The following is a 20,755-nucleotide window of genomic DNA, read 5'->3' as shown; positions in this document are numbered from 1 at the left end:
TTCAAAGAGGAAGTAGAATTTAATTAGCCCGATAGGCCAGTCTTCCCCTGTAGGGAAATACAAAATGCAGATTTGCATGGCATGAAATAGGTTAAAGGAAAGTGCCGACGAGGTCCAATGGATTTCTCGGCATTTTTTAATTTGGCTGCAAAGCTTGAGTGAAGAGCTTACGGGAATGACTATTGAATGATAAAAATAAGAAAGACTATAAAACAATCAATCGCCTTGTTACGAATGATAGATTGAAAACATATATTGTTTATATCTACTAGGAAGGGGATATGTGAATGTCACAATTTATATCATATTGCAATACAGGAGGCAACCGTACAGGAGGTAAACGTACAGGGGGCAACCGCACAGGAGGCAACCGTACAGGGGGCAACCGTACAGGAGGCAACCGTACGGGAGGCAACCGCACAGGGGGCAACCGTACAGGGGGCAACCGTACGGGAGGCAACCGCACAGGGGGCAACCGTACAGGAAATAACCGCCCGTATGATCCTCATTACTCCCATCGTTCTCAACGTTCGAATGGCAACTCGACTCAAGCCGAACAATTCAATAAAGACTCGGATGATGATATCGAGTGAAATAAACAGCACGCAAAGAGACGGATCGCCTTTCAATGTAGAAGGCGATCCGTCTCTTTGTATTGAAAATTCGGTGAATGAATAGAAGAACCTTGATTACCGCTTTTAAAGTGATGATCAAGGTTCCTTTTCTGATTTTAACCGTGGGGTTTATTCATTTTATACGCGATAAGTTGAGCCTTAATGTATTCACTTTCAATGCTGGTATCATACCAGTTCTCCTTAAAAACATAACCATACGCGGGATTAGTTTGACATAGACGATTTAAAGCATCTGTTAATTGAATTTCTCCTGCCCCATCTTTCTCTACTTGATCAAGGGCAGGAAATATATCGGATGTTAATATATATCTTCCCATAATAGCGAGATCAGATGGCGGGTTAACTTTAGGCTTTTCGACAATGGAATTGATTTGATAGACCTCGGTTTGAATTTGTTTACCTGACACCACCCCATAATTTTGAAGCAGTTCTGGCTTAACAGAATGCAGCCCGATAATAGGAAGTTTATATTGCTTGTACAGTCTGATCATATTCGCTAGCGGAGGCGGCTGATGTAGACATAGCTGATCCGGCAGCATCACGACAAACGGATCATTTCCTGCGAATGATTTTCCCATTTGAATGGCATGACCCAGTCCCAGAGCCTCTGGCTGTCTCATATATTGAATATTTATTTTGGGAGGTTCAATTCCCTCGATCAAATTACTTTTGTGATGTTTGGCTAAGTACCACTCCAGCTCGATTGAACGATCAAAGTAATTCATAATTTCCGTCTTGTTGCGGGAAAGAATAATTAATATTTCGTTTAAACCTGCGTTAATCGCTTCTGAAACAATATAGTCTATCACCGGTCTACCGTTAATAGGAAACATTTCTTTTGGAATGGATTTAGTAATGGGTAAGTTGCGAGTTCCATATCCAGCAGCAGGAATGACAGCTTTAAATACCAAAAGAATCACCTCTTTTGCAAATAATATCCAATATCTAGTAATAGTATATTGCCAAAAATGATTTTGAAGCTTGTCCTCTATCATAAATAGGTAAATACATCAACCCATTTAATAGTTCTATCCTTCTTTTATAGATATAGCCGTGACCGTTATTAATAGAATCTTAATATAGTAGTTGTAGCAGATTTGAAAGGGGAAGCAAGAAATGGATATTTGTATAATTGGAGCGGGTTATGTCGGTCTGACTACAGCAGCTGTATTAGCGGACATCGGTCATACGGTATATTGCACAGATGTGGATGAAGATAAAATCAGTAAGCTTCAGCAAGGCATTATCCCCATTTACGAGCCGGGATTAACTGAAATGATTACAGAAAATCAAGATAGGGGAAAGCTTTTTTTCGATACAGATAGTGAGCGGTATATGGCCGCGTGCCCCTTTATTATGATTGCGGTAGGTACTCCTTCTGCGAAAAATGGAAGTGCAGATATGGTTTACGTGAAGGGCGTCATAGCCGTACTATCACAAACGATTCGTTCCCCGAAGGTTATTATTATGAAAAGCACCGTTCCGCCTGGCACCGCAGATTGGATGGAAGCCGAATTGCAGGGGCAAGGTGTTGACAAACGTTTATTCGAGATCGTCTCTAATCCTGAGTTTCTTAGGGAAGGCACGGCTATCGAAGATACGGTGCATCCGGACCGAATCGTCATTGGCGCTAAACAAAGCGAAGCAGCGATGAAGGTTAGGGAGCTCTATCATACGCTGCAGACTCAATTTCTAATAACGGATCGCTTGGAGGCTGAGTTAATCAAATATGCTTCCAATGCGTTTCTAGCAACCAAGATCTCTTTTATCAATGAAATAGCTCGAATTTGCGACGCATACAGTGCAGATATAATGGAGGTTTCCAAAGGTATAGGAATGGATCAGCGTATCGGAGCCAAATTTCTGCATGCAGGCTTGGGTTATGGAGGGTCCTGTTTTCCTAAGGATGTGAATGCCTTGAATTATGTTGCGCGAGCGAAAGGGATCAAACTGAATTTGGTACAGGCAGTCAAGAAAGTCAATCGTTCACAAGTAGACATTTACCTGAATAAAATAACTCATTCTTTGGGCAAACGCTCAAATAAGCCGAAAATTGCTGTATGGGGGGCGACATTTAAAGAAAATACGGATGATATACGTTATTCCCAAGCCATTGCTTTAATGAAGAAGTTAGTACGTAAAGGGTATCCAGTGTATGCGTATGACCCGCTTGTATCACCTAAGCTATCTTCTGTTGTCTGGTGCTCTAATCCTTATGAAGCCGTTGAACAAGCAGATATACTAGTCCTTGCGACTGCCTGGCCAGCCTTTCTCAAGGCGGATTGGTACAAGGTAAAAGCGTTGATGAAGCATCCTGTTATTGTTGACGGGCGAAACTGCCTGGATAAATCGACGGTAGAAAAGTACGGATTCGAATATATTGGCGTTGGACGGCCATGAAGATCGTCGTAACCGGGGCAGCAGGCTTTATTGGATCACATCTTTGCGAGCATTTACTTGCTGGTGGTGATCATGAAGTAATAGGGGTCGATGCGTTTGTTCGCGAAGAATTGCAAGCAATTGGAACTAAAAATATGGAAAGCTTTTATAAGCATCCTAATTTTCAAATGATTACAGCTAATATATTGAATATCGACTGGCATAAAATCGCTTAAAGATGTTGATATGGTCTATCACCTGGCTGGCATACCTGGCGTTCGGTCGAGCTGGGGAGCAGATTTCCGCAACTATGTAGATTCCAATATACTTGGCACACAACGGCTGCTGGAAGCCTGCAGTCAAGCATCGCTCCAAAAATTTGTGTTTGCATCCACCTCATCCGTTTATGGAGAGACGACAGGACAAGTGTCTGAGGACAGGAAGCTGGCACCGTTAGCGCCCTATGGTATCACTAAATTAACAGGCGAGCATTTATGCCGTGTCTACAGTGACAGGGTTCCTATCGTTATTTTACGCTACTTTACCGTGTATGGACCACGCCAACGCTCCGATATGGCGTTTCATCGTTTCATTAAGCAATTGTTGAAAAACGAATCAATCACCTTAATTGGCGACGGATCGCAATCACGGGACTTCACTTATATTAAGGATTGCGTGGAAGCAACCGCAGCAATCGTTAACACCGCCAGCGTAATAGGAGAAACGATTAATATTGGCGGTAAAGAGCGGGCAACTGTAACAAATGTTATTCGAACCTTGGAGCTTTTGACCGGGAAACAGGCGAATATTATTCAAAGCGGCGTTATGCACGGAGAGCCTATGCACACTTGGGCCGATATATCCAAAGCCAATAAGCTTTTGAACTACGAGCCCAAAATTAGTTTGATGACTGGATTAGCCAGAGAACTTGAATATTTGAGCCACTATTATAAATGACAGGAGACTATCCTCGCATGAGACTAGCATTCATATGCACGGAAAAACTCCCTTCTCCGGCTGTTAAAGGAGGAGCTATTCAAATCATGATGGACGGGGTATCTCCTAGGTTATCCCGCAAACATAATTTAACGGTTTACTCCGTTACAGATGAAGCATTGCCTGATCAGGAAATACAAAACGGTGTTCAATACATCAGATTTCCGAAAGAAACCTATGTGAAAGATGTTAAACGGTCATTGAAGGCTCATGCTTATGACGTCGTTCATGTATTCAATCGTCCTAAAAACGTCGCACTATATAAGGAAGCTTCTCCATCAAGCCGTTTTGTCGTCAGCTTGCACAATGAGATGTTCGATGAGAAGAAAATATCCGATACAGAAGCGCAGCTTTGCGTTCAGTATGTACACAAAATAACGACGGTCAGTCAGTATATCAAATCGACAATAACAAGACGTGTTCCGGAGGCAGAGGATAAGACAGAAGCGATTTACTCCGGATTTGACCCTAATAGCTATTTTCCAATCTGGACCTCACGCGGAATGAATATACGCAATCAATTGCGTACGCAATACGGTGTTCAAGACAATAAGGTTGTTCTGTTTGTCGGTCGGCTTAGTGTTAAAAAAGGACCTCACCTGCTCATCCAGGCTATGAGCAAAGTGCTGGAAAATCATCCAGATGCCGTTCTAGTTATTGTGGGGGGCAAATGGTTCAGCGATAACACGATTGACGGCTATGGGAAATGGTTACTGAAGCTGGCAAAGCCTTATGGCAACAAAATTATATTCACCAAGTTTATCCCTGCGAATGAAATCCAAAACTATTTTTCAATGGGCGATGTATTTGTTTGCAGTTCACAGTGGCAGGAGCCTTTGGCCCGCGTTCATTATGAAGCGATGGCTGCGGGAGTTCCGGTTATTACAACTGATCGCGGCGGTAATGCCGAGGTTATCCGGCATAAATGGAACGGTTATATCGTTCGTGATTATACCTCTTCGGACTCTTTTGCCGATGCAATCCATTATATGTTGACCAACAAGGAGGAGGCTGGTGAAATGGCTTCCCGAGGCAGGCAAATGGTCAATGATTTCTATACATTTGAGCATGTAGCAGATCGTCTTGATAAAATCTATATGGATGCTTACAAGAGTGAGCCTACGCCTTTGTCTAATATTACTGTTTCTAAATACAAAAGCGCACATACACGTCTACGACGCAAAAAAAGGAAGAGCTACCCTGAGCTTAAACGAATTGAACGAAGGGGCAGATAACGATTATGCAGACGATACCTGAATTGATGTCCCAGTATCCGCTTCAAATGAAGAGTATCAAGCTAATATCGGATAAAGGGAAAAAGGCGACATGGAGCATAGTGACGAGCGCGGGAAATAAGATATTAAAAAAAGCGCCCGTTTCTAAGCAGAGGCTGCTCTTCCTTATTCAAGCTATTAAGCATCTGCAACAAAATGGAGCACCTATTCCTGAAATGGTCACTACAAAGCTTGGAACTTATTATGCAGAGGACAGCAACGGGAACTGCTACGTATTGTCTGACGCAGCTCAAGGTGCTTCACCAACTTATGCAACATCAGACCTCATCGTCATTATGAAAGAGCTTGGCAAGTTTCATATGGCTTCCAGAGGCTTTTACTCGGAGCATAAGTCGGCAAATGAAAGAGAGCATCTTGGAGGATGGCAGCAAACCTATATCAAGCATCTCGATCAACTAGAGGCCTTTAAAGGATTAGCTCGAAGCAGCGGCGAATTCGATAAGCTTTATTTGCTTCACGCAGATAAATATATCGATCAAGGCAAAGAAGCGCTGCGATGGATTCAAAGCAGCCATTACACAAATTGGGTTAATAAAGTAAGGGTTCAAAGAAATCTCTGCCATCAAGATTTTGCGGCAGCTAATTTGATTAAGTCACAGCAAGGACTTGTCATCATTGATATGGATTCGTTGACCTTTGATTTACCTGCAAGGGATATACGTAAAATATTCAATAAGGTGATGAAGAAACACGGATGGAGCTCGGCCAAAGCGATTACCATGTTGAATGCTTACCGTGAGGTTCATCCTTTAAGTGCAGAGGAATGCAGCATCATTTATGCAGATTTGTTGTTTCCTCATCTCTTCTATGGCTTATCCAGCAAATATTTCAACAAACGGATGGAATGGAATGCTCCTCAAACACTGCAGAAGCTGAAATCATTAATAACATCTGAACGAGAGCGTCAGCAGGTTCTTGCATCCTGGAGCAGTATTGTCCAACAACCTTAGATAGAGAAGAACAACAAAGATAGTGGTTAGCATCGTGTAATACGTTGTTAATTGCTATTTTTTTATGGTTTCATGCTGACTATCAACAAAGGATTTATGCAATTGCCGGTTAAGAAATTTGCAGACAGGTGTTATAAAACAGTCACGGATATCGTCTTACATAAATAAAGAAGCAGACTACGAAGGAGAATCAGATGGAAGCTAAGCATCGCAAGCTGATTTGCATCATCACGATTTTGTACACAATTGCTGTTTTGTATTTTATGTTTCTGGGCTTCAATAGACCGGGAGCGGCTAAGCACACAGTGGGCTACACATTTTATTTCATACCAGATGTCGTATTTAAGTATCCGACGGGATTTATTTTTCGTTCCTTTACGCTGATGGACCTGGTGGGCATCGGAAATCTAGCCGCTTTTGTGCCCTTTGGCATTTTCATTCCTTTATTGTTCCGCATTCGTTTTACCGTATTTATATCGTTGTTTTTCATGTCCATCTTGGTGCTGGAGACACTTCAAGCCATAACGCTGCTCGGCAGCTTTGATATGAATGACGCATTTCAGAATACGATAGGTGCAGCGGCAGGCTTTGCCGCTTACAAGATCGGCTTTCGTTCCGCAAACTTTTGGAGAAACGGCCTTGTCACGGTTTTGTCCAGCATGTTCCTCGTCATTGTGATATTAGGGTTGTCTCAGCTGATCGACAAAGCGTTATTCACTAAGGCTGAAGGTCCGGTGCTGGCTTTGACGGAGAAAAAAGAGCAGAACGGCTATCTTCCAATGGAGCATTTGAAATCGATGGAAATCGGAGGCAAGCGCATAACGCCACAATTCAATCTTTATAGCAGCGACGGGAAGCAAACTGAAACCTATCAATATTCATTCAGCAATCATACGACCATCATTGAAGGGTACTGCGGCATACCGGATGGAGCTGAAGCTGCCAAAGCGGGAGTTGTTTTTACCACTGAAGGCTTTGAGGAGAACTATACGGATTTTTGCCGTCCTGCAGATGGTGAACAGCAAGAACCTTATCCGTTTTATGTGTATCTCGACAAAGTGAAGAAACTGACGATAACGCTTGAAGGCAGTCAGATATTGTGGGATGTTACGTTTAAAGAGATGAAATACAAGTGGGCGCCATAAGAGTCTTTAGCTGGCATTAGAAAACCCGTGAGGATTGATCCTCACGGGTTTTTAACAACTATTTAATCTCTTTCATAAAAGCTCTAAATTCTTCGGCGATTTCTTTGGATTTCGTATGATGCAAATAATGATCGCCGTCCATTTGTACCACTTTTCCATGTACAGAATCTTTTATTTGCTCTTCATGCAGCGGAACCCAAGTTTCGATTCCCGGATTGTTCGCTTGGACAAACAGAATAAGAGGAAGCTCTTTCGGGAATGTGAGATGCTCAGCTGCTTTGAAATTCGGATAAATATTTGTCATCTCATTCAAGTAGTTGGAAGAATACGTGTTTCTAAGCGTAATCAATAGCAATTGTTCTTTTGTTTTTTCGTCGTATGGCAATCCATCATAAGGATTACCACCCATTTTCAACAGCAATCTGCCGAAACCTGAAGCTCTGAGCAATTTTAGTTTGCCCGTATCAAATTTAACATCCATTCCAGGCTGTGTTGGCACACTGCTGTCGATACCGGCAAAAGCGATGACTTCATCCTTATATTTATTCACATAATCGATTCCATAAATACCGGCAATGGAGTGACCCATTAGAATGTAACGGTCAATGTTCAACGCCTGTAAAGCTTCATGAACTTCACTTACAATATTAGCTGTAGTTCTTTCCTTATCTGTCTTATCGCTTAATCCATAACCAAAAGGCTCAACGACAGCGACCCTGTAATTAGGTGCCAGTTCTTCAACTAACGGTTTAAAGTCAATTGCAGGTGCTGCTGTTCCAAAACCAGGCAGGAGCACGATTGTTTCTTCGCCTTCTCCTTGAATGGTAACGTTTATTTTCTTGCCGTCTACAGGTACCAGTTGACCATAAGTTTCAATTTTTTTCTGGTCCGATTTGTTGCTGACTACATTCACGATATACACAATGGCTATAAAAAAGTACGATTGCTATCGCTAGGCCGCCTACGATTCCAAGCAGAATACGAAGCGCTTTGATTTTTCATTTTTGCCTTCTTTTTGGGTCATTCTCATCTACTCCTGTCTCTATCTGTGTATTGGGCTGTTTTAACGAGCCATTGAATGAAACATTACACGACGAAAATGTACTCCCAATGACGGCAATATGAACGGAATATGAACGGGCAAAAAAAAGCTGCGGCAGCACATGCAGAAATGTTGCATTTGCATGTGCCGCCGCAGCTTAAAAGTGTAGAGTTGCATTCATTTTATTATAGTTGCAGCTTGTCGACAGGGGTTGTAATAGGCAAAGTGATAATAAAGGCCGTTCCTTGACCGGGTTCGCTTTCTACTCGAATGTCGCCTTGATGAAGCGATACAATCTGTTTAACGATGGCCAGCCCCATACCGCTGCCGCTATACTTGCGACTATGAGAACGATCAGCCTTGAAAAACCGCTCGAATATGCGCTTCTGATCTTCGTGGGAAATGCCAATGCCTTTGTCGGATATCCGGACGATGACGTTCTTAATATCTTGTTTGACACTAACGGTAATAACACCGCTGTCCATGGAAAACTTGATGCTATTGCCGATGATGTTTGTCCATACTTGATTTAATTGATCATGATCCGCCGTAACCCGAATCGCTTTCAGATTAAGCTCGAAGCGGATGTTGCGGGCGGACCATTGCGGCTGAATCGCCACAATTACCCGTCTAATCTGCTCATCAAGGCTTAATGTAACTAATCGCAGCTGTTGGGATGGCGATTCGAGCAAACTAAGCTTGAGCAGGCTGGCGCTCATCTTCGACATGCGATTCGCTTCAGCGATAATAATATCGAGATAACGGCTTCGATCCTCAGCCGAGATATCGACTTGCTTAAGTGCCAGTGCATAACCGGATATCGAGGTGAGCGGCGACTGTACTTCGTGAGACACGTTCGCGACGAATTCCCGGCGCATCCCCTCAAGCTGCTGCAGATCATACATCATCTCTTCGAAGCTGCGGGCCAGCGTGCCCAGCTCGCCTTTTTGCTTAATATTAAGCTTGACGTTGAAATTTCCATCTGCGATTTGCCTAGTCGCGATTGTCAGCTTTTTAATCGGCCGGACCAGGAACACAGCAGCAATGACAATGATAAGACTCCCTGTGATTAGTGAAAGGGAGGAGAAGTTCAGAAGCCACTCGATGACAAAAGAAGTGGCAGGGAAGGCTCTCGGTTCGACAAAAATCGCTTTCGTTCCCGATTCAGTACTCAATCGAATCCCTAACAGAGTAGTCGAAAGACCAGTTGGATTGACATGAACAATTTCCCCGGCCAGTGCTTTATGCACTTGCTCCATAGATACTTCCGAGGCAGCACGTCCTTTAAGTTTGCCGTAAGACTGGTATAGGCCATTTTCATCGAAAATCCGAATATAATAGGAATTGAGCTGTTTCATCCCACTTACATAGGCATCCGCTTCAGGTTCAGGCAAGGTATCGTATATCCGGACGATATCTTGGGCGAAGTATAGCAGGGGGAGTTTCAAGTTTTCGTTCAGTTGTTCTTTATACGCCCAAGTCGCCACAAAATACGAAATGATCGTTCCCGCAGTGACCGAAATAATAAAGGTCAGGACGACCCGTGTGTATATGGAGCGGATCATTCGTGTACCTCAAGCCGATATCCAAGTCCGCGAACTGTCTCGATCCGGAAATCCGGTGTCGATGCGAAACGTTCACGCAGACGTTTAATATGTACATCGATCGTACGATCATCTCCAGCATAATTAATTCCCCAAATTTGATCAATCAATTGCTCACGGGTATATACTTGACCGGGCGTCCCAGCCAGCTTGTATAGCAATTCAAATTCTTTGAGCGGCAGCGTGAGCGACTCCGATCCTCTCATTACCTTATAGGTTTGACGATCAAGCGTAACATTGCCGAACTGAATCGTTTGCGTAGAGCCAATCCGGTAGCGTTTCAGCAAAGCCCGAACGCGGACCGTCAGCTCCAGCGGATCGAACGGTTTCGTCAAGTAATCGTCCGTGCCCAGTTCGAACCCTTTTACTTTCTCCCACGTTTCGCCTCTTGCAGTTAACATGAGCAGCGGAAGATCAGGATTGGCTTTTCTTAACTCCTTGCATAATGTCCAGCCATCCATAATCGGCATCATAATATCGAGCACGACAAGATCGACTTGAGTTGAAGCATATACAGTTAATGCTTCCTTGCCGTCTGCGGCTTCAACTGTGGTGAAGCCGTCGTTTCGAAGAAATAAGCATACAAGTTCGCGAATGTTCGCATCGTCGTCAGCAACCAGTATCGTAGGCATTCGTTCCCTCTTTTCTTATTGTTCATTTTAACCACTATACTATAAATCGGTAACGTTGCCTAAATCGTATAATAGGTCAGGAAAACTTTAACATTTTGTGAAAACCGCCATCTGTATAGAGAAAGCTGGTACAATTTAACTATTATACAGAAGATATGGGGGATTCATTTTGAAAAAAACCAGTGGTAAGCTCTATCATTCTTGCTTTATTAGTTACGATGTTAATGCCGCTTGCGGCCTTTGCCCATTCCGGCAGAACGGACAGCAACGGGGGGACATAACTGTTCCGAAAAGTCCAAACGCAAAGGGTTGTGCACCGGTTACCATTACCACAATGGGGGCAAAAGCTCGGGCAGCAGTTCTAGCAGCTCCAGTTCGAGTTCCGGTTCCAAAAGCAGCTCCAGCTCCAGCTCATCCGGCTCCAAAACAAGCAGCAAGCATACAGAAGGCGGCGCGGTGTATACGGACAGCAGTATGAGCTTATACTTAAACGACAAGTATTTCAGTCTGCAGCAAAGCTTCATCAGCATCAAGGATTCGAGCTATATCTATATTAGAGATTTCAGCCAGGCGTTTGGATTTGAGATCGAAATCGATAAATCGAATAATGTTACTTTGAAGTCAAAAGATACGACCATTAAGGTCTATGCGGAGAGCAAAAAGATTTATCTGAACGGGAACTACACCGGCTTCAATGCGGCTAAGGCTGACGGGCAATATTATCTGCCGTTCCGTGCTTCCGTAACATGGGCTAAGGGTAAAATTGATTCTATAAGCAGCTCAGCTGTTTATGTCTCCAATTAGGAACTAGTGCCGGGCAGGTTGAAAATATTCTTTTATATGCTTGATCGAAAATCGCACAGAGTGAGGTGCTGACTCGATGTACAAAATTGTATTTTTTGACGTAGACGGGACACTGCTGAGTGAAACCGACAGAAGCATGCATGCCAGCACCAAAGAAGCGATTGACAAGTTAATTGCCAAGGGGATTAAGATCGCAATTGCAACAGGCAGGCCTTATCAATTATGCGAGGAGTTTAAGTTGCTCGACATCGATTATTTTATCTCAGCTAATGGCGCATTAATAAATAGCAAGGATGGCATTATCCATAAATCAGTATTGTCGGCTGATACCGTTCGCCAGGTTACGGCCTTTGCAGAGTCGCACGGACATGGCCTTTCCTATTTTACCGAGATGCTCGGAATGAACGGAATCGGCGCTGATGATGACCGCGTAACGAAGGCTCTTCACGAAACGTTAGGAGTCACTCAATATCCGCCATCTATTGTAATTGATGAAGTTTATTGCCTTTGCTTGTATGCGGATGACGAAGCAACGAAGAAATTTACGGTTCAATTCCCGCAGCTTCGGTTTCATCGTTTTCACGGCTATGTTGTGAATGTGCTCGAAGCAGCGGAAGTGTCCAAATCGGTTGCTATTCGCAAAGTGCTGGAGCAATTGGAAATAAGCGAGACGGAAGCGATCGCCTTCGGTGATGGAGGCAACGATATCGATATGCTGGACTATGTAGGACTTGGCATCGCTATGGGGAATGGGGAGGAACGTTTAAAGCAGCATGCGGATTTTGTTACGACAAAAGCAAGTGAAGGCGGCATCGCTTATGCTTTGAAGAAATTCGGCGTTATCTCTTAAAATATGTGCGAAGCACCTGGAAGATCGTGAACTTCACGATCTTCAGGTGCTTTTTTAATTAGTACAAAGGACTACTTGTCTGCAAGTTGACATTTTACTTACTGGATGGTAGGTTCATGGTATGAATACGAAAAATAACACCCTACAAAGCATTATGGATATCGGTCTTCAGCTCGTTCAGGAACGCGGATATAACGGGTTTAGTTATGCAGATATTGCGGAAGCAGTCGGCATTCGCAAGGCAAGCATCCATTACCATTTTCCTTCGAAGCAGGATTTGGTACAGGCCGTGCTCATCCGATACCGCATGGATTTTGTCCAAAAACTCAAACAAATACATCTTCAACATATAAATGGGAGGGAGAAGCTGCAGTTATTTTTCAATTTGTATCGGGAGACATTAGAAAACAACACCAAGCTGTGTTTATGCTCCATGATGGCAGCCGAGCTGAATTCTTTTCCCGAGGAAATTAGAAATGAACTAAATATCTTCTTCCGGGCTAATGAGAAATGGCTGGAAGAAGTACTGGAGCAAGGGAAGAGGGATGACGATTTCGAAGCGTCGATGAATGCTGGTGAACAAGCCAAGATCCTCATCGCCTTTGTGCAAGGCGCTCAGTTGTTATCCAGAACATCCGGTGAAATGAGCTACTATGATGCATTGGTTGCGAATGTGATGAGCAGCTTGAGGTAATCTGCCAGCTACAGGTCCCGGGTTCGCTGCGCATTTTGGTTCATGCTGTCGTTCTTGATTCCATGGATCGCATCGCTTACACGATGCAACATGGATAGAATCATCGAAAAGCCATCATGAACTCAAAATGCTCCGCTCACCCTGATCGCAGCACCAACTGGGCAAGCCATACCGAGCAGCAAAGTGCATACAAAGTACAAAGCATACAAAGTGCCTGATTTCCAGAGCACTCTAGCTAGAGCAGGTATCCACACTTAAGTAGCAATAGCGGCAGCCCTTTGGGGGAGTTAGGTTAGTGAGGTATAGTTAGTTGAGCGTAATCAAAATGTAAAAATACATGTTGATAGCCGCGATTTGGCCGATTTATCGCATCAAAATGCAAAAGTGCAGGCTGATTCGCCTAAAAAGCTCCAAATGACCGAAATCGAACGGTTTCAAATGTATTTTTGCAGTTTGAAGGCCATTTTGGCCCGTTTGGGGCTCATCAAAATGCACTTTTACATTTTGTTCCTTTTCTGCACTCTAATTTTCATCATTTTGCGCGAGGAGAGCGGTTAGTGAACTCTTTTGAGTTAGGTTAAGCTGCTATTTAAGTCATGTTGAGTGAGCTATGAGCTGCTTTAATGAGAGGAAATTAATATTAGTTTCCGGTGCGAATAACGAAGCGGCTGTCCGGCCGATTTGGAAATCGAAGACGGCGTTCGAGCACATTAGAAGCTACTTTACCATAGGTTGATCGTAAGCGAACACGCGCAGCTGCGCGGTAAGTCAGCTATCGGCATTAGCGGAAATATTGCGGCTAAAAGGACTCCGCCGCTCATCAAAAAAATGAAATTAAACGCTGTTTTCGCTGCGTTTATCTATACATGCTGACCACCTTGAAAAAGGTGGTTTTATTTTTCTCATTTTCAGGACGTATTAAGGTTGCTATGTTACAATACTTAGGAACGCTTTATATGTAAAATAATGGGTGACCGACCATTTGTCGAAGCTAGCAGGAATTTGATAGAGTAACTCGAATAATTGGTAATAGGCCGATATCTTGACGGTATCGTCTACATATAATCATTTTTTTAATCTAATGACCGCAACTTTTCGCTTCCGGTTCGGTACAATGATACATAATCGAACTGGGAAGAAGAATTCGCAGGTGAGGAGGTTCGCCTGTCATGACTGATTCCCAATTAATAAGAGAAATCAAAGACGGCAATATTGAGCTGTATTCTGAGCTGATGCGCCGATATCAACGCAAGATTCTATCATTTATCTATCATATGCTAAAGAGCGCAAAGCTGGAATTGCTGGCGGAAGACTTGTGCTCGGAAACCTTTTATAAAGCGTATCGAAGTTTGCATTCCTTTCGCGAGGTGGATGCTTCTTTTTCGACGTGGCTGTATACGATTGCACGCAATACGGTGCTGAGCGAACTGCGCAAGCAGAAAGCGGCGAGCCTGCCGCTGGAGGAGTCGGGGCATATCCCGATTGCCTCGCCGGAGTCGGCTCCTGAGCATCTCGTATTGCGCAATGAGCGTATGGCGATGGTTCGCGATGCGATCAACAATTTGCCGGAGAAGCAGCGCTCGGCACTAATTCTTCGGGAATATGACCAATTAGACTATCAAGAGATTGCCAACATTTTAGGACAGACGGTCAGCTCCGTAAAATCGCTGCTGTTCCGGGCTAGGGCAAGCGTCAAAACGCAGCTTGAGCCTTATTTCGGCGATAAGCAGATGATGGAGGAATTCGAAGGGATGAAAACGCGATGAACTGCGAGGACGTTCAACACAAATTCAGCATGTATTGGGAATTGTCCGAGGAGGATCCGGTAAGGGAGGAGATGGAGGCCCATCTGCTGGAGTGCGATCACTGCACAGAGCAGTTCCGCCTCTGGGAAGAAAGCGAATCTTTGATTCGTTTCATGCCAGAGGCGGAGGATGAGGACCATCTTGGCCCGATCGATCATGTGAATCGGAACGTAATGGATCGGATTTATGCGGAGCAGTCATGGCTCATGCCGGTTGCTCAGAAAAGCTACCATTTCTCCAAGTCTTTCCGGCGCAACTTGGCCATCGTGATCGCCGGGTGCATGGCTATGTTTACCTGTGCGCTTATCTTTTTTGTGATTGACTACGAGAATCATCCCTCCGATGAGAAGATGGCTCAGCTGACCGGTCTCATGGACACGGCTAATGCGTCTGGCAGCGGCCTTGTCATTAGTGCAGAGTATGAGGTTCCCGTAGCAAGCATCAGCGATCCATTCGTGTTGAAGGTTGTCCCTGCATTTCCGCAATATTGGGCTGCTCTGGCTCTGTTAGGCATCATTATTACGATGCTGATTCTAAATTGGCTGTCGCGAACACGCAACTGACAAGTAATGATGAACCCTATGAATACTAATGTAAAGCCGATCGGGCGAAATAACCCGTATCGGTTTTTTTGCCGTTCCTTCGTTTGAAAATCTGAATTTTTCCCCATAATGGTACTAATTCACGAAGATGCAGGCATTACGGAGAGGGGGAGTGGCGATGAATTTTTCAGATATGCTCGGTTACGCCGATATCGGCCAGCTTAGCAGAATTGCTTCCGTGTACCGCTGCGAATGCAACGGGCACTCGAAAAATGATTTGATTCAATCAATTCTCTCAACACTCAGCCGAAACGATGTATTCGAAGCGCAAATTGACGGAATGAATGTCGAGGAGCTGCGCTTTCTGAATTCATTGATGTTCGAGACGCGGGATTCCTTCAGTCTTGAGGAGTTGATCGCACGCGTACAGCAGAGCAAGTTTGGAGAAGCCGAACCACAGGTCACGCAGGCCGAGCCGCCGGAACAGCCCGTCAAGCCGAAACGCTCCCGGAAAAAAAACGAGCCGCCGCCAGTAAAAGAAACGACTCCGCGCGATATTATTGCTCGTTTTAAGCATCAGGGCTGGTTGTTTAACGGTTTCAGCGGCCCCAACCGCTACTTGTTCCAAGTGCCGCATGATCTGCGCACCCGGTTTCGCGATACGCTAAAGCGTAAGTTTACCGCTCAGCTGCAGTATACCGATGAGCCGCATATGTACAGAGATGAACAGCAGCTGTTGTCAGGCGATATTCGCCAGACGCTCCATTACATTCATCACAATGCAGTTCAGCTTGCTGCAGACGGCTCGATGTACAAACGGTTCAGTATACAATTGCTCGACGGCTTCGCAGTTCGCGAAGAGCTCCCTGCGAAGGGAGAATGGCGATTTGGCTACGGACGGCATTTCCACCATTATCCGAACCGGATGTCATTGCTGTTCGATTATTGCAGTTCGATGCGGTACTTCGAGGAAAACCAGCTTACGCTTGTACTGACAACGGCGGGACAAGAGCGGCTTGCGAGCACTCCGGGCAACGAGACAGAAATGCTGTATAAGCTTTGGTTGAGGCTTTACAAAATACCGATTCCCAATGTGCTTGCGCTTTCGCAATGGATTAACAGTTTGGCGGAGCAATGGGTTACGCTGTCCTCACTGAGACCGGTGCTTATTCCTTTCATTAAGCCCTACTACTACGACGACGCCAACAAAATATTGGATCACCGCCTGATTGGTATGATGGTTCATCTTGGACTGCTAAGAATCGGCGATCATCAGGAGCATGGTACCGTCATCCGCATGACGAAGGCGGGAAGAGCCGTTATGGCAGGCATCAGCTTGGAGAACAACGACAAAATGTTTCTATTATAATGAGCTGCCGTTATAGGCTGGAGCATATTCGGAGATAGGAAGGGCAATCGCACTCTACCGCTGAGATCCTTCTGAATATGCTTTAGTAGGAGCCGGAAATGGCGTCGGAGCTTTGAAAAACTAATAATCGGGGAAATTACGAGCACCGGTATGGAGGTGTATCCTATGGACAAAATGAAGGTAACGTATGAAGCTATGTTAGGGCTGGCGGCTGAAATGGTTCTGGATGAAGCCGTTCTGAAGTTTCGCACGGAGCAAACGTATAAAGCGATTGACCAGGCGCTGGCGTCTGGGGATGAGGATACGTTCTACCGCTTGGCGAAACAATTAAATGAAATGAAACGATAAATGAAATGAATGTACAACTTCCGCGAAGCGTGGCAGGCGATCGGCCTTAACCGCTAGCGGAAGTTTTTTTGTTGGAGACGATTGGCAATCTGTCCGATTGCGGTTAACATAGTAAGAATAGGCAAATAATAAATCACTGCAAGAAGGAGTCAATTTTTCATGAAATTCAGCGATATTGCGGCAGACCAATGGGAGGAGCTAAAGCCCTATCTGGATACTTGTCTGCTTCCGGTGACCGGAATGACAGGAACAGAACAGCCCTATGAGGCGACTCAGGCGCTGGAAAAGCTAAGGGATGTAATGGATTTGATTGAGCTCCCGTTTAAAGGGAGGGTAGTTACGTATCCCGCATTGCATTACATAGAAGAAACAGATAAATCGGCGACGGTGGAGAAGCTTTGCGCAAGAATGAAAGGCATTGGCTTCAAGTTCGTCATTGTCGTATCGGCAGCCGAGCAGACCGATTTAAATTGTCCGAGTGCAGATCTATTGTTCGCACCAGATGCGTCAGGGGCCATTCCAGCAGCGTCGACAATAGCCGTGGCCATTCAATCGGCTTGGAACGCAGGAAAGAATGAGGACAATTAAATAAGATTTGTATAATAAAATAGGCTTTTGGGGAAAACATATGGCATACAAGGTCAAATGTGACAATTTGACAACAAATTTATGAACGACATTTTATAGGTAAACAAATCTCCAGCCATATTCTTGACGCTCCCAAGCACCTAGGCTATTATAGTTATGTCCTAGTTCGTCATGTGTTTTATCGATGGGTAAAACACGAGAAATGGTTGGCAAAGGGGGTAGAACAGAAGATGAGTAACCACGAACATCACGAGACCGCGCATCGTCCGGTTCAGCGTAAAGAGATGTCCCGGCGTCAATTTTTGTCGTATACGCTCGGTGGTACGACTGCATTTATGATGGGCGGCGCGGTTTTGCCAATGGTCCGTTTTGCAGTGGACCCGCTGTTAGAAAAAAAGGGCGAAGGTACTTGGGTTAAAGTAGTAGAGGCATCAAAAATTACGAATGAACCGCAAGAATTTAAGTTCCAAATTCATCAGGTCGATGGCTGGTACGTAAGTGATCCGGAGCTCGCAGCTTGGATTTCCAAAGATGCGAACGGAGAGATTTTCGCACTTTCGCCGGTATGTAAGCACTTGGGCTGTACAATCGGTTGGAATACGAAAGGCAAGAATGAATATGATTGCCCATGCCACGACGCGCGATATACGAAGGACGGTAAGAACATTACCGTAGCCCCGAATCCGCTAGATGAGTATGAAGTGAAGGTTGAAGACGGAACGGTGTACGTAGGTCCAATTAAAGCGAATTCACGAGTATAGGAGGGCGTATTTCAGATGTTTAAAAACGTTTACAACTGGATTGACGAGCGTCTTGATATTACGCCGCTATGGCGGGATGTCGCGGATCACGAGGTGCCTGAGCACGTTAACCCCGCACATCACTTCTCCGCCTTCGTTTATTGCTTTGGCGGCTTGACGTTCTTTATTACCGTAATTCAAATTTTGTCCGGCATGTTCTTGACGATGTACTACGTACCGGATATCCTCAATGCTTATGCAAGCGTTGACTATTTGAACCATAAAGTTGCATTCGGCGGAATCGTTCGCGGCATGCACCATTTTGGGGCAAGCTTAGTTATCGTTATGATGTTCTTACATACCTTGCGTGTATTCTTCACCGGCTCCTACAAAGCGCCGCGCGAAATGAACTGGGTTGTAGGGATGCTGATTTTCTTCATTATGTTGGGTCTTGGCTTTACAGGCTACCTGTTGCCTTGGGACAACAAAGCTTACTTCGCGACTAAAGTCGGCGTTCAAATTGCGGAATCAGTTCCTTACATCGGTCCTTATATCGCGCAATTCCTGTATGGCGGCGATATCGTAGGCGCGCAGACGTTGACTCGCTTCTTCGCGATTCACGTATTCTTCTTGCCTGGCGCGCTGATCGCTATGCTTGCGGCTCACTTCTTGATGATTCGGAAGCAAGGCATCTCGGGACCACTTTAAGCGAAGGGAGGACTAATTATGGCGCATGGTCATAAATCAAACGAGAAGGTCGTTTATGTTGGCGACTCTCGTGTAAAGAAGGGCGCAGGCGTTCAAATTCCGCCTGACTATACGTCCTACCCCGGTAAATCGGAAGCGTTCATCCCGAACTTCTTGCTTAAGGAATGGATGGTTGGCTGCGTAGTTCTCGTGGGCTTCCTCGTATGGACGATTGCAGAGCCGGCACCGCTTGGCTACCCTGCAGATCCTACGAACGCATCTTTCATTCCGATGCCGGACTGGTACTTCTTGTTCTTGTATCAATTTTTGAAATATCCATATGTATCGCAAGACTATATCGTACTCGGTACGATGGGCATTCCGGCTGTTCTCTTCGGAGGCCTGCTGCTCGCTCCTTTCCTGGATACAGGCAAGGAACGCCGCTTCTACCGCCGTCCGATCGCTTCATCGCTTATGTTCCTTTCACTGATTGCCGTTGTGTATCTGACCGTCATTTCATGGAGTCACTACACGCATCAGCTTGAAATTACGAATACGATTCCAGAGCATCACGTTCGGGAAGAGAAGGCGCGTGAAGCAGTTGAAAAGGGTCAAGAGCCGCCTAGTACGGTGAAAAAACCGGCTGCCCCAGTAGCTATCGTTGATGCGAAAGATCCTGCAATGGACATCGTAAAGGCGCAATGTATCGGTTGTCATGCGACTGACTTGAAAGGTCAAGGAAGCTTCCCAGCTTTAACTGGCGTAGGTGACAAGTATTCGAAAGAAGAACTCGTCGAAATCGTTACGAACGGTAAAAGCGGAGGCATGCCTGAATTCGGCAGCAAATTGTCAGCTGAAGAAATCGATCAATTGACAACTTGGCTTGCTAAACAAAAGGCTCCAGCCAAATAATAGCTGCAATTTCGAAAAACCTGATCGTATCTGCGGTCAGGTTTTTTCTCGAATTTTTACAGAGCTTATGCAAAGGGAGAGTACGACGTGAATCTATCATGGTTTTGGAGCCGCTCTTTTCTCATGAACCGGGGGATGCTGTGGCTGTTGTTTGTCGTGAATCTGCTTGGCACGATTTACGGTTATATTTGGTACGGCAATCAGTTGGAGGATACACTGGCGCATAATCCGCTTTGGCAGATCGTATTCGTGCCGGACAGCCCGACGGCCAGCTTGTTTTTCACGCTAGTGCTGCTTTATTTCTTGTTCCCGCCTAAATCATCGTCCAAATGGATTAACGGCACCCGGATGATCATCGAAGGATTGGCTGTCGTTACCTCAGTCAAATATGGCATTTGGGCCGTAGCGATGATCGTAGCTGGCGGCTGGCAAGGTGATCCGCTCAATTGGCAGCATGGGATGCTCAGCATCTCCCATCTTGGCATGGCACTGGAAGTACTGCTTTACGCGAGATTCATGAGGGCCGGAGGCATTGCCGCATTCATCGGAACGTTATGGCTGCTTCTGAACGATACGGTGGATTATCAATTTGGCGTGTTCCCTTGGCTGGCAGAGGTATTGATGGATGACTTGCCGCAGGTCGAGCTGTTTACCTATTGCTTGTCGATATTCAGCTTTATCGTCGGCTGGCTGGCGCTAAGAGCAAGAAAACAGGTATAAACATGGACATCCCCTCAT

At 45.1% G+C, this 20,755-nt stretch carries 20 protein-coding genes and 2 pseudogenes; 18 read left to right on the top strand and 4 right to left on the bottom strand.

All coding sequences use genetic code 11. The features are described 5' to 3' along the window. Nucleotides 1-287 precede the first annotated feature (287 nt). Complete coding sequence (locus TY10_RS08160) at nt 288-593, top strand: hypothetical protein (RefSeq protein ID WP_052350434.1); 306 nt, start codon at nt 288-290, stop codon at nt 591-593. A 137-nt stretch (nt 594-730) separates the two neighbouring features. On the opposite strand, the gene TY10_RS08155 is transcribed toward TY10_RS08160, so the two are convergent. Continuing rightward, nucleotides 731-1,546 carry a UTP--glucose-1-phosphate uridylyltransferase gene (locus tag TY10_RS08155; protein ID WP_042162431.1) on the bottom strand — a complete coding sequence of 272 codons (816 nt, stop codon included), beginning with the start codon at nt 1,544-1,546 and terminating at the stop codon, nt 731-733. 205 nt (nt 1,547-1,751) lie between these two features. Here TY10_RS08155 and TY10_RS08150 point away from each other — a divergent pair, with 205 nt between their 5' ends. The 5 genes and pseudogenes from TY10_RS08150 (at nt 1,752) to TY10_RS08130 (ending at nt 7,400) form a co-directional block, all read left to right on the top strand. Next, nucleotides 1,752-3,035, top strand: coding sequence for a UDP-glucose dehydrogenase family protein (locus TY10_RS08150; protein ID WP_042162415.1), 1,284 nt, complete (start codon nt 1,752-1,754; stop codon nt 3,033-3,035). Further along, a pseudogene (locus TY10_RS08145) lies at nt 3,032-3,971 on the top strand (NAD-dependent epimerase/dehydratase family protein). Before TY10_RS08150 ends, TY10_RS08145 begins: the two are co-directional and overlap by 4 nt. A gap of 17 nt (nt 3,972-3,988) precedes the next feature. Then, nucleotides 3,989-5,245 (top strand): glycosyltransferase family 4 protein, encoded by a 1,257-nt coding sequence (locus tag TY10_RS08140; RefSeq protein ID WP_042162413.1) that lies wholly within the window; start codon nt 3,989-3,991, stop codon nt 5,243-5,245. A gap of 5 nt (nt 5,246-5,250) precedes the next feature. Next, nucleotides 5,251-6,255 carry a CotS family spore coat protein gene (locus TY10_RS08135; protein ID WP_042162411.1) on the top strand — a complete coding sequence of 335 codons (1,005 nt, stop codon included), beginning with the start codon at nt 5,251-5,253 and terminating at the stop codon, nt 6,253-6,255. A gap of 194 nt (nt 6,256-6,449) precedes the next feature. Next, complete coding sequence (locus tag TY10_RS08130; protein ID WP_042162407.1) at nt 6,450-7,400, top strand: VanZ family protein; 951 nt, start codon at nt 6,450-6,452, stop codon at nt 7,398-7,400. Nucleotides 7,401-7,458: 58 nt separating this feature from the next. Here TY10_RS08130 and TY10_RS08125 read toward each other — a convergent pair. The 3 genes and pseudogenes from TY10_RS08125 to TY10_RS08115 form a co-directional block, all read right to left on the bottom strand. Beyond that, nucleotides 7,459-8,395: pseudogene (locus TY10_RS08125) on the bottom strand (alpha/beta hydrolase). Nucleotides 8,396-8,627: 232 nt separating this feature from the next. Then, entirely contained in the window at nt 8,628-10,007 is a 1,380-nt protein-coding gene (locus tag TY10_RS08120; protein WP_042162405.1) for a sensor histidine kinase, read from the bottom strand. Beyond that, entirely contained in the window at nt 10,004-10,678 is a 675-nt protein-coding gene (locus TY10_RS08115; protein ID WP_042162403.1) for a response regulator transcription factor, read from the bottom strand. Before TY10_RS08115 ends, TY10_RS08120 begins: the two co-directional genes overlap by 4 nt. A gap of 231 nt (nt 10,679-10,909) precedes the next feature. Between TY10_RS08115 and TY10_RS30330 the strand changes: the two genes are divergently transcribed. The 12 genes from TY10_RS30330 (at nt 10,910) to TY10_RS08055 (ending at nt 20,737) form a co-directional block, all read left to right on the top strand. Beyond that, nucleotides 10,910-11,482, top strand: a complete 573-nt coding sequence (locus TY10_RS30330; RefSeq protein ID WP_155985769.1) for a stalk domain-containing protein — start codon at nt 10,910-10,912, stop codon at nt 11,480-11,482. Nucleotides 11,483-11,558: 76 nt separating this feature from the next. Further along, nucleotides 11,559-12,332, top strand: a complete 774-nt coding sequence (locus TY10_RS08105; RefSeq protein WP_042162399.1) for a Cof-type HAD-IIB family hydrolase — start codon at nt 11,559-11,561, stop codon at nt 12,330-12,332. Between the two features lie 121 nt (nt 12,333-12,453). Next, nucleotides 12,454-13,026, top strand: coding sequence for a TetR/AcrR family transcriptional regulator (locus tag TY10_RS08100; RefSeq protein ID WP_042162397.1), 573 nt, complete (start codon nt 12,454-12,456; stop codon nt 13,024-13,026). A gap of 1,169 nt (nt 13,027-14,195) precedes the next feature. After that, nucleotides 14,196-14,792, top strand: coding sequence for an RNA polymerase sigma factor (locus tag TY10_RS08095; protein WP_042162394.1), 597 nt, complete (start codon nt 14,196-14,198; stop codon nt 14,790-14,792). Beyond that, nucleotides 14,789-15,394 (top strand): anti-sigma factor family protein, encoded by a 606-nt coding sequence (locus TY10_RS08090; RefSeq protein ID WP_042162392.1) that lies wholly within the window; start codon nt 14,789-14,791, stop codon nt 15,392-15,394. Before TY10_RS08095 ends, TY10_RS08090 begins: the two co-directional genes overlap by 4 nt. A 157-nt stretch (nt 15,395-15,551) precedes the next feature. After that, nucleotides 15,552-16,742 carry a hypothetical protein gene (locus TY10_RS08085; protein WP_042162390.1) on the top strand — a complete coding sequence of 397 codons (1,191 nt, stop codon included), beginning with the start codon at nt 15,552-15,554 and terminating at the stop codon, nt 16,740-16,742. A gap of 165 nt (nt 16,743-16,907) precedes the next feature. Beyond that, nucleotides 16,908-17,090: an IDEAL domain-containing protein gene (locus tag TY10_RS08080; RefSeq protein ID WP_042162387.1), complete on the top strand. Its 183-nt coding sequence runs from the start codon at nt 16,908-16,910 to the stop codon at nt 17,088-17,090. Nucleotides 17,091-17,249: 159 nt separating this feature from the next. Next, on the top strand, nt 17,250-17,678 hold the full coding sequence (locus tag TY10_RS08075; protein WP_042162384.1) for a DUF2487 family protein: 429 nt from the start codon (nt 17,250-17,252) through the stop codon (nt 17,676-17,678). A 230-nt stretch (nt 17,679-17,908) separates the two neighbouring features. Further along, a complete protein-coding gene (locus TY10_RS08070; protein ID WP_042162383.1) occupies nt 17,909-18,439 on the top strand; it encodes a QcrA and Rieske domain-containing protein in 531 nt (176 codons plus the stop codon). Between the two features lie 15 nt (nt 18,440-18,454). After that, nucleotides 18,455-19,126, top strand: a complete 672-nt coding sequence (gene qcrB / locus TY10_RS08065; protein WP_042162381.1) for a menaquinol-cytochrome c reductase cytochrome b subunit — start codon at nt 18,455-18,457, stop codon at nt 19,124-19,126. 18 nt (nt 19,127-19,144) lie between these two features. Then, a complete protein-coding gene (locus TY10_RS08060) occupies nt 19,145-20,017 on the top strand; it encodes a menaquinol-cytochrome c reductase cytochrome b/c subunit (RefSeq protein WP_042162379.1) in 873 nt (290 codons plus the stop codon). An 87-nt stretch (nt 20,018-20,104) separates the two neighbouring features. Continuing rightward, on the top strand, nt 20,105-20,737 hold the full coding sequence (locus tag TY10_RS08055) for a DUF1405 domain-containing protein (RefSeq protein WP_042162377.1): 633 nt from the start codon (nt 20,105-20,107) through the stop codon (nt 20,735-20,737). The last annotated feature ends 18 nt before the right edge of the window (nt 20,738-20,755 follow it).

The sequence above is a fragment of the Paenibacillus gorillae genome (assembly GCF_000513275.1).
GTDB lineage: Bacteria > Bacillota > Bacilli > Paenibacillales > Paenibacillaceae > Pristimantibacillus > Pristimantibacillus gorillae.
This window is presented reverse-complemented; position numbering and strand designations above follow the sequence as displayed.